A 3,388-nucleotide genomic window follows, 5' to 3' on the forward strand; every position below is an offset into this window, starting at 1 on the left:
ATCTCGGCCTCGATCTCATCGAGCCTCGGCCCCACGGTGCGAGCCAGCCGCTCGCCGGCTTCGGTGGGCGACACGCTGCGCGTGGTGCGAGTCAGGAGCCGTACGCCCAGCCGCTCCTCCAGCGCCCGCACCGTGTGGCTGAGCGCCGATTGGGAAACCCCGAGCTTGGCCGCCGCCCTGGTGAAGCTTTCCTCGCGCGCGACGGCGAGGAAGGCGGTTAGCTCATTCAGATTGTCTCGCGGCATTCATGAGCCCCTTTCATAAGATCATGCTGGATATAGCACCTAATCGGCACCAATCGCAGACCCTAGATAGGCATCATCACACCGGGCGCCTCGGCCGCCTCGGAGACCGGCGGTCGGGTCATGCCTGTTGCCAGGAAGGGACAAAACATGGACATCACGCGAAACGGCTCTCAAGCCTCGGCCAGGGGATCGACCGACTATTTCACCGGCGCGGTGCGCATCGACGTGCCCTTCAAGGGCAGCGAGCCCGCCCGGGTCGGCGGCGCCACCGTGACTTTCGAGCCCGGCGCGCGCACCGCTTGGCACACGCATCCCCTTGGCCAGACGCTGATCGTCCTCTCGGGCGCCGGCCTGGTGCAGCGCGAGGGCGGCCCGATCGAACCGATCCTGCCCGGCGACATCGTCTGGTTCGCGCCCGGAGAGAAGCATTGGCATGGCGCCGCGCCGACCACCGCGATGAGCCACATCGCTGTCGCCGAAGCGCTCGACGGCAAGGTCGTCGACTGGCTGGAGCATGTCAGCGACGAACAATACGGGGTTTGACCAAGTATCGGCGCGTGGCGCCGAGTTCAACGCCCGAACTCTTCGAAGGAGACCACCATGACCAATGTTCCAAGGCTGAAAAGCCCATTCTCCGATATCGCTCCCGCGCTTGGCAGATACACAGACGAGGTGTTGTTCGGCGACGTTTGGGAGCGCCCCGGCCTATCGCCGCGGGACCGCAGCCTCGTCACCGTCACCAGCCTGATTTCGGGCTACCGGATAAATGAGATGCCTTTCCACATGAAGCGCGCGCTCGACAATGGGGTCACCCGCGACGAACTCATCGAAACCATTACGCATCTCGCCTTCTACGCCGGATGGCCAACGGCAGCCACGGCTCTGGGCATTGCCCGCAAGGTCTTCGAACAAGCCGACGCCGAGAAGAAGGGATAACGACAATGCAGAAGCGCACACTTGGAAACAGCGGTCTCGACGTTTCGGCCATCGGGCTCGGCTGCATGGGAATGAGCCAGTCATACGGGCAGCCGATGGAGACGGCGGATGCAGTCCACCTGATCAGGGCGGCGTTCGACCGTGGCATCACCTTCTTCGACACCGCGGAGGTCTATGGACCGTTCACGAACGAGGAGGTCGTCGGCGAGGCGCTGCAGCCGATCCGCGACCAGGTGGTGATCGCCACCAAATTCGGCATCGACATCGCCGGGACAGCCCGACACGATGGCATGGACAGCCGGCCGCAGCATATTCGTGACGTCGTCGAGGCCTCGCTCAGGCGGCTGAGGACCGACCACATAGACCTCCTATACCAGCACCGCGTCGATCCGGTCGTGCCGATCGAAGAGGTGGCGGGCGCTGTGAAGGACTTGATCAGCCAAGGCAAGGTGAAGCATTTCGGTCTCTCCGAGGCGGGCGTACGCACGATCCGGCGCGCGCATGCGGTACAGCCGGTCGCCGCGGTCCAGAGCGAATATTCGCTCTGGTGGCGTGAACCGGAAGAGGCGATCCTGCCGGTGCTTGAAGAACTGGGGATCGGCTTCGTGCCCTTCAGCCCGCTGGGCAAGGGGTTCCTCACCGGCGCCATCGATGCCAGCACGACGTTCGACAGCAGCGACTTCCGCAACACCGTGCCGCGTTTTGCGGAAGACGCCCGCAAGGCGAACCAGGCGCTGGTCGACGCGATCGGCGTGATCGCTGCCGAGAAGAAGGCGACATCAGCACAGGTCGCTCTCGCCTGGCTGCTGGCGCAGAAGCCCTGGATCGTTCCGATCCCCGGCACCACCAAGCTCAATCGCCTCGAAGAGAACATCGCGTCGGCCACCATCGCGCTGACGGCGGACGATCTTGCCAACATCGAGAATGCGGTCTCGGCGATCGCGGTGAAGGGAGCGCGCTATTCTCCGCAACAGGAAGCAAGGATCGATCGTTAGCCACCTGGGAGAGCGTGATGAGCCAACCAGTCTCAAGACGAGGTGCGCTGATGACCATGCTTGCACTGCCTCTGGGCGCCGGATTGAGTCCCGGATCGAGCCGGCCCGCCAGTGCGTCGAGCGCGCGGCGAACGGGCGGCGCCAAAGTGCTGGTGGCCTACTACAGCCGCACCGGCAACACGCGGGTCATCGCGCGCCAGATCAGCAGGGCTCTGCGAGCGGATATTTTCGAGATCGCGACCGTCGATCTCTACCCGGAAGACTACAAGCAGCAGGTTGCGGTGGCGGAGCAGCAGCGGGAGTCCGGTTTCGAACCGGCGCTGGCCGCCACGGTGCCTGATATCGAATCCTACGAGACGGTGTTCCTCGGATTTCCGATCTGGGGCATGACCGCGCCTTCGGTGATCCGCTCCTTCCTGTCGAAACACGATCTGTCCGGCAAGACATTGGTGCCGTTCATCACCCATGGCGGCTACGGAATAGGGCAGAGCCTGAAAGTCCTCGCAGATCATGCACCAGGGGCTCGGCTCATCGAGGGTTTTTCCAAGCAGTGCGACCAGGAACGCCAGACGCTTGAAGAGGTCACCGGCTGGCTCGGTCGGGTCGAATTGCCCGGCTGAGCCGCCAACGCGACCGCCCAGGCTGCCGGGGGCAGCGAAGCCAAAGCAGAAAAGGAAAAGAATCATGGCCGAGAACATCAGGGACAAAGTCGTCGTCATCACTGGCGCCAGCAGCGGGCTGGGCGAAGCCGCCGCACGGCTTCTGGCCAGGGAGGGCGTGAAACTGGTGCTGGGCGCACGCCGCCTCGACCGGCTGCAGGTGCTGGCCGGCGCGCTTTCACTTGGCGAGGGCGCCATCCTTCAGACCGACGTCACCGACGTCGGCCAGGTCCGGCGTCTGGTCGACCATGCGGTCGAGACGCATGGCCGCGTCGACGTCATCATCAACAATGCCGGCCTGATGCCGCATTCCCCGCTGGAGCGCGGCAAGGTCGAGGACTGGGACCGGATGATCGACGTCAATATCAAGGGCGTGCTCTACGGCATTGCCGCCGCGCTGCCGCACATGAAGACGCAGAAAAGCGGCCACATCATCAACGTCTCGTCGGTCGCCGGCCACAAGGTCGGGCCGGGCGGAGCGGTCTATGCCGCGACCAAGCACGCGGTGCGCATCATCTCGGAAGGCCTGCGCCAGGAAGTGAAACCCTATAAC

General features: G+C 64.3%; 6 protein-coding genes. 5 read left to right on the forward strand and 1 reads right to left on the reverse strand.

Annotated features, from left to right (window positions below; translation table 11 throughout):
- The coding region (locus tag EN750_RS24760) for a LysR family transcriptional regulator (protein WP_145967889.1) at positions 1 to 245 on the reverse strand (245 nt) is incomplete at its 3' end.
- 147 nt (positions 246 to 392) lie between these two features.
- Here EN750_RS24760 and EN750_RS24765 point away from each other — a divergent pair.
- The 5 genes from EN750_RS24765 to EN750_RS24785 form a co-directional block, all read left to right on the forward strand.
- Positions 393 to 788 (forward strand): cupin domain-containing protein, encoded by a 396-nt coding sequence (locus EN750_RS24765; RefSeq protein ID WP_127398020.1) that lies wholly within the window; start codon positions 393 to 395, stop codon positions 786 to 788.
- 57 nt (positions 789 to 845) lie between these two features.
- Positions 846 to 1,181 carry a carboxymuconolactone decarboxylase family protein gene (locus EN750_RS24770; protein ID WP_127398022.1) on the forward strand — a complete coding sequence of 112 codons (336 nt, stop codon included), beginning with the start codon at positions 846 to 848 and terminating at the stop codon, positions 1,179 to 1,181.
- Positions 1,182 to 1,186: 5 nt separating this feature from the next.
- The gene (locus EN750_RS24775) at positions 1,187 to 2,176 is read left to right on the forward strand and encodes an aldo/keto reductase (protein WP_127268893.1); all 990 of its coding nucleotides are present in this window, start codon (positions 1,187 to 1,189) and stop codon (positions 2,174 to 2,176) included.
- A gap of 17 nt (positions 2,177 to 2,193) precedes the next feature.
- Positions 2,194 to 2,796 (forward strand): flavodoxin, encoded by a 603-nt coding sequence (locus EN750_RS24780; RefSeq protein WP_127398024.1) that lies wholly within the window; start codon positions 2,194 to 2,196, stop codon positions 2,794 to 2,796.
- Between the two features lie 64 nt (positions 2,797 to 2,860).
- The coding region (locus tag EN750_RS24785; protein ID WP_145967890.1) for an SDR family oxidoreductase at positions 2,861 to 3,388 on the forward strand (528 nt) is incomplete at its 3' end.

The organism is Mesorhizobium sp. M7A.F.Ca.ET.027.03.2.1, from assembly GCF_003999175.1.
Taxonomy (GTDB): Bacteria; Pseudomonadota; Alphaproteobacteria; order Rhizobiales; family Rhizobiaceae; genus Mesorhizobium.

What these genes read in the sequence shown, in the direction of transcription:
- EN750_RS24765 (WP_127398020.1), top strand. Translation starts at nt 393, where the DNA reads ATGGACATCACGCGAAACGGCTCTCAAGCCTCGGCCAGGGGATCGACC.
- EN750_RS24770 (WP_127398022.1), top strand. Translation starts at nt 846, where the DNA reads ATGACCAATGTTCCAAGGCTGAAAAGCCCATTCTCCGATATCGCTCCC.
- EN750_RS24775 (WP_127268893.1), top strand. Translation starts at nt 1,187, where the DNA reads ATGCAGAAGCGCACACTTGGAAACAGCGGTCTCGACGTTTCGGCCATC.
- EN750_RS24780 (WP_127398024.1), top strand. Translation starts at nt 2,194, where the DNA reads ATGAGCCAACCAGTCTCAAGACGAGGTGCGCTGATGACCATGCTTGCA.